Annotated in this window: 6 protein-coding genes and 1 pseudogene; 1 reads left to right on the forward strand and 6 read right to left on the reverse strand. The window is 69.2% G+C overall.

What is annotated here, in order from left to right; translation table 11 throughout:
* A pseudogene (locus HUU95_RS08095) lies at nt 1-430 on the forward strand (peptidase S8); the annotation flags it as partial.
* Between the two features lie 10 nt (nt 431-440).
* On the opposite strand, the gene HUU95_RS08100 reads toward HUU95_RS08095, so the two are convergent.
* The 6 genes from HUU95_RS08100 to HUU95_RS08125 all read right to left on the reverse strand — a co-directional run.
* The gene (locus HUU95_RS08100) at nt 441-1,346 is read right to left on the reverse strand and encodes a hemolysin family protein (protein WP_174279653.1); all 906 of its coding nucleotides are present in this window, start codon (nt 1,344-1,346) and stop codon (nt 441-443) included.
* On the reverse strand, nt 1,339-1,851 hold the full coding sequence (gene ybeY, locus HUU95_RS08105) for an rRNA maturation RNase YbeY (RefSeq protein ID WP_174279654.1): 513 nt from the start codon (nt 1,849-1,851) through the stop codon (nt 1,339-1,341). The genes HUU95_RS08100 and ybeY overlap by 8 nt, the downstream gene beginning before the upstream one ends.
* 91 nt (nt 1,852-1,942) lie before the next feature.
* Nucleotides 1,943-2,233 (reverse strand): type II toxin-antitoxin system VapB family antitoxin, encoded by a 291-nt coding sequence (locus HUU95_RS08110; RefSeq protein ID WP_174279655.1) that lies wholly within the window; start codon nt 2,231-2,233, stop codon nt 1,943-1,945.
* Nucleotides 2,230-3,228, reverse strand: a complete 999-nt coding sequence (locus HUU95_RS08115) for a PhoH family protein (RefSeq protein WP_174279656.1) — start codon at nt 3,226-3,228, stop codon at nt 2,230-2,232. The genes HUU95_RS08110 and HUU95_RS08115 overlap by 4 nt, the downstream gene beginning before the upstream one ends.
* A gap of 269 nt (nt 3,229-3,497) precedes the next feature.
* Complete coding sequence (locus tag HUU95_RS08120) at nt 3,498-3,902, reverse strand: hypothetical protein (protein WP_174279657.1); 405 nt, start codon at nt 3,900-3,902, stop codon at nt 3,498-3,500.
* Between the two features lie 121 nt (nt 3,903-4,023).
* The coding region (locus tag HUU95_RS08125) for a MiaB/RimO family radical SAM methylthiotransferase (RefSeq protein ID WP_174279658.1) at nt 4,024-5,010 on the reverse strand (987 nt) is incomplete at its 5' end.

Below are 5,010 nucleotides of genomic sequence, written 5' to 3' on the forward strand. Positions count from 1 at the left end.
GGACGCGGGGAACGGCTGGACGCTGGGCGGCAGCTGGCGGCAGGGGCGCACGGTCGCGCGGCTGCACGGCATCGATGGCGGCGGCCGGCTCGCGACCACCGCCTTTGCGGTCGATCTGGGCAAGCAGGGCGTGTTTGGCGGCGACGGCGTGGGGCTGCGCCTCGCCCAGCCGCTGCGCGTCGCGGGCGGCGGCCTCGACCTCCTGCTGCCCACCGGCTGGGACTATGCGACGCAGACCGTGTCGGCGGCGACCGCGCAGCGGCTGTCGCTGGCGCCCACCGGCCGCGAACTCGACGCCGAGCTGCGCTATGCGGTCGCACTCGCGGGCGGCCAGCTCGCCACGAACCTGTACTGGCGGCGCGATCCGGGCAACTGGGCCAGCCTCCCCACCGACCGGGGCGCCGCGCTCCGCTGGTCGCGCGGGTTCTGACCCGACGCGCTCAGTCGGTCGGGTCCTCCGGCTCCGGCCGGGGCGGATGCAGCCGCAGGCGGTGGATGCGCCGCTCGTCCGCGTCGATCACCTCCAGCTTCCAGCCCGACGGATGCAGCACGCATTCGCCGCGCGCCGGCACGTGGCCGGCGAGCAGCGCGGTGAGCCCGCCCAGCGTGTCCACATCGCCCCGCGCCTCTGCCAGTCGCGGGTCGATCAACTCGCCCGCGTCCTCCAGCTCGGCGCGCGCGTCCGCCTCCCACGCGCCGCCGTCGAGCGGGATCAGCAGCTGCGCGGGCGCGTCGTCATGCTCGTCCTCGATCTCGCCGACGATCTCCTCGATCAGGTCCTCGATCGTGACCAGCCCCTCCGTGCCGCTATATTCGTCGAGCACGATCGCCAGGTGGACGCGGCTCGACCGCATGTCGGCGAGCACGTCCAGCGCGCCGCGCGCCATCGGCACGTACAGCGGCTCGCGCACCAGCCCGGCGATGGTGGCGGGGTGCTCGGCGCCGGTCGCCAGGATCGCGAACACGTCCTTGATGTGGATCATGCCGATGATCGTGTCGAGCGCGCCGCGATAGACGGGCAGCCGGCTGTGCCCGGCGTCCGCGAACAGCCGCACCAGCTCGGCGAAGCTGGTCCCCTCCTCCACCGCGGTGATGTCCGCGCGCGGCACGCCGACATCGCCCGCGTCGCGCTCGCCGAAATGCAGGAGGTTGCGCACCATCTCGCGTTCCAGCGGCGACAGGTCGCCGGCGTCGTCGGGGGCGGGATCGTCCTCGTGCCGGTCGATCGCTCCTTCCAGCTGCTCGCGCAGCGAGTCCTCGGCCGGCGCCCCGAAGATCAGGCGCCGCAACCCGCGCCAGATCCCCGCCTCGTCGCTACTTCGATCCTCGGGCACGTCCTCAGTCATCCTCCCGGACGAGGTATGGATCGGCGATCCCCAGCCGTGCGAGCACGTCGCGCTCGACCTGCTCCATGGCGTCCGCCTCCCCGTCCCCCTGGTGATCATGGCCTAGCAGATGCAGGACCCCATGCACCACCAGATGCGACACGTGATCGGCGAGCGGGACGCCCTTGTCGTCCGCCTCGCGCGCGCAGGTCTCGTACGCCAGCACCAGATCGCCCAGCAGCACCTCGCCATCGTCGGTGTTCTGGGTGACGGTGTCGAGCAGGTCGGGCTGGATCATCGGGAAGGACAGGATGTTGGTGGCCGCGTCCTTGCCCCGATATTGCCGGTTGAGCTGGTTGACCTCGGCATCGGTGGTGAGCCGCACGCTGACCTCCACCAGCGCCGGCGAGGTCGCCAGCTCCCCCTGCGCCGTCGCCTCGACCGCGCCGCGCGCGGCGGCGGCGGCGAGCGCGTCCCACCCGCCCTCGGGCCAGGGATCCTCGCGGGAGAGCTCGATCTGGATCACGGCAGGGTCGCGTCCCTCACGTCGGTATGGATGAAGTCCTGGCCCTTGAACAACAGCACGTCCGCCTGTGTCTTCGCGCCAGCGAAGAGGATCACAGCTCGTCGTTCAGCCAGTCGTAGAACCGCTTGTCGGTAGCCAGCCCGTTGGGCAGCGGCATCGGGTGCTCGTCCCAGAACTTCTGAAGTTTCTCGGACACGCGCCCGCGAAGCTGGTGCCGCTGCACGTGATCATCGATCGCCGCCCTGATAATGTCCTGCATCGGCGTGCCGCGCTCGTCAGCCAGGCGCGCGATCTTCCTGACGACCTCCTGATCCTCGATCAGGAACGGAGCGTCGAGCGCCTGTTGCTCGGCGCGGGTGAGCGGATTCATCGGCGCGTTCATGACGCGCCCTCATACGCCTCGACGATCCGCCCCACAATCGGATGCCGCACCACGTCGCCGGCGGCGAAGCGCGCCATCGCGATGCCCTCGACGCCGTCGAGCCGCCGCGTCGCGTCCGCCAGCCCGCTTGCGTTGACGCCGCCGGGCAGGTCGGTCTGGTTCGGGTCGCCGCAGATCACCATGCGGCTGTTCTGGCCGAAGCGGGTGAGGAACATCTTCATCTGCGCGGGCGTGGTGTTCTGCGCCTCGTCGAGGATGACGAAGGCGTCGGCGAGCGTGCGGCCGCGCATGAAGGCGATCGGCGCGATCTCGATCTCGCCCGACGCGATCCGCCGCTCCACCTGCTCGGCCGGCAGGCAATCGTACAGCGCGTCGTAGATCGGGCGCAGATACGGATCGACCTTTTCCTTCATGTCGCCGGGCAGGAAGCCCAGCCGCTCGCCGGCCTCCACCGCCGGGCGCGACAGGATCAGCCGCTGGACCGAGCCGGTGATCAGCTGCTGCACCGCCTGCGCCACCGCGACATAGGTCTTGCCTGTGCCCGCCGGGCCCAGCGCGAAGATCATGTCGTAACTGCCCAGTGCGCGCATGTAATGCGCCTGCGCCGGGGTGCGCGGCACGATCGTCTTCTTGCGCGTGCGGATCATCACCGACGGCGCGGGCGTGCCGGTATCGGCGCGGATGATGCCGTCCAGATGCGGCTCGGCCGCCATCGCGATCGCCGCGTCGACCAGCCCCGTGTCCACCTCCTCGCCTCGGCCGACGCGCCCGTACAGGTCGTGCAGCACGTCGCGGGCGGCGGCCACCTGCTCCGCCGCGCCCTCCAGCCCCACTCGGTTGCCGCGCGCGGTGATGTACACGCCCAGCCGGTTCTCCAGCGCCACCAGATTCTGGTCGTATTGCCCGAACAGCCGCACCAGCAGTTGCGGCCGATCAAAGGTGAGTTCGGCGCGGGAGCGGTCGCCGGACTGGGCGGGAACGGGCTTGCGGCTCATGCAATCCTTTCGTGGGCGGCGCGGAAAGTCACGCCCGTGCGGGCGATCCGTGACCTTCCAAACGGCAGGTCGCGTCTGGCGTGGCGGTTTTCAACGGCGCGGGACGAGTCGTGGATCATCGCGGCGCGATTGTGCGCGCTCCCGGCCAGGTAGGACAGCCCCGCCCTCTCACCCCGTGCCCCGGTCGCGTCACGCGACCTGCGTCTTCACCCAGCGCCAGAACGGATCGTCCGACGCCCTGCTTCCATAAAGGCGGGCACCGGCAAAACTCACTCTTTTGTCAGTCCCAGGACGTTTTTTAGTGTTTGAGCACTGAGCGAGGGGCGTCCTTGATATTTCGGGCCAACCACACCCGCAATGTCTAGGGTACGATGAAACTTGGTCTTGCTGCTATTTCGAAGACGCTCATTGTGAACAATCGCCATGCCAATCATATGTGACTCGACGCGTTCGATCTGAGTTGCCGAACGCTGCGACCATTTGCAAAAGCCACCTCTATTTTCCTCAATTCTAGCAACTAAGTGGAGATACTCGCGACCGTATCGTTCGTCTGTCGCCGCGTAATAATGTGCTAACTTACGCCCTTGAAGCACCTCACCGTAGAAGCCTTTCTCGCTGCAAGTTTTGCCGACGTACCACGGCGTGAAATGATTGCCGTGCTTGAGCGAGAACACGTAGACGCCGTTTGCGGCTGACAACCCGGGATGCCGCTTGTCTATGGCGGCCCAGAAGTCACGTCGCCAATAGCGTAACTCACTCCGCAGAGTCTCTCGGAGATCGAACGGCCCATACGGTTCAAAATACATTCGCAAGCAACCCCATCCGTTCGGCGCCGCCCAGCGACACCGGCCCGGCCTGCACCAGCGCCACCTCGACCAGGTCGCCGATCCGCGCGGCCGTGTCGAGGTGCACCGATTGCAGCCAGGGCGACTTGCCCAGCATCTGCCCCGGCCGCTTGCCCGGCCGCTCGATCAGCACCGCGCAGGTCCGACCGACGCTCGCTCGGTTGAAGGAAAGCTGGTCGCGGCCCAGCGCCGCCTGCAGGCGCTGCAGCCGCTCGTCCATCACCGCCGGCGCGACCTGATCCGGCAGCGTCGCGGCCGGGGTGCCCGGGCGCGGGCTGTACTTGAACGAAAAGGCCTGCGCGTAGCCGACCTGGGCGACGAGGCTCAGCGTCTCCGCGAACTCCGCCTCCGTCTCACCCGGGAAGCCGACGATGAAGTCCCCCGACAGCGCGATATCGGGCCGCGCCGCGCGGACCCGCTCGATCAGGCGCACGTAGGAGTCGCGCGTGTGCGAGCGGTTCATCGCGCGGAGCACCCGGTCGCTCCCGGCCTGTACGGGCAGGTGCAGGAACGGCATCAGGCTCGCGACGTCGCGGTGGGCGTCGATCAGCGCCTGCGTCAGGTCGTTGGGATGGCTGGTCGTGTAACGGATGCGCGCCAGCCCCGGCACACGGTCGAGCGCGCGGATCAGGTCGTGCAGCCCCTGCTCCCCGTCGCTCCAGGCGTTGACGTTCTGTCCCAGCAGCGTGATCTCGCGCGCGCCCGCGTCGACCAGTGCGCGCGCCTCGTCGACGATCGCGGCGAACGGCCGGCTGATCTCGGCGCCGCGCGTGTAGGGCACGACGCAATAGGTGCAGAATTTGTCGCACCCCTCCTGCACCGTCAGGAAGGCGCTCGGCCCCACCCGCCGCCGCGCCGGCAGCGCACCGAACTTGGACAGGGCCGGCATCGCCGTGTCGAGCGCCGCCGCGCCCGCCGCCGCGCCGCGCACCAGCGC

The sequence above is a fragment of the Sphingomonas bacterium genome, assembly GCF_903643065.1.
GTDB lineage: Bacteria > Pseudomonadota > Alphaproteobacteria > Sphingomonadales > Sphingomonadaceae > Sphingomonas.

Coding starts and splice junctions, on each gene's coding strand:
- HUU95_RS08115 (WP_174279656.1), bottom strand. CDS start 3,228: ATGAGCCGCAAGCCCGTTCCCGCCCAGTCCGGCGACCGCTCCCGCGCC.
- HUU95_RS08100 (WP_174279653.1), bottom strand. CDS start 1,346: ATGACTGAGGACGTGCCCGAGGATCGAAGTAGCGACGAGGCGGGGATC.
- HUU95_RS08110 (WP_174279655.1), bottom strand. CDS start 2,233: ATGAACGCGCCGATGAATCCGCTCACCCGCGCCGAGCAACAGGCGCTC.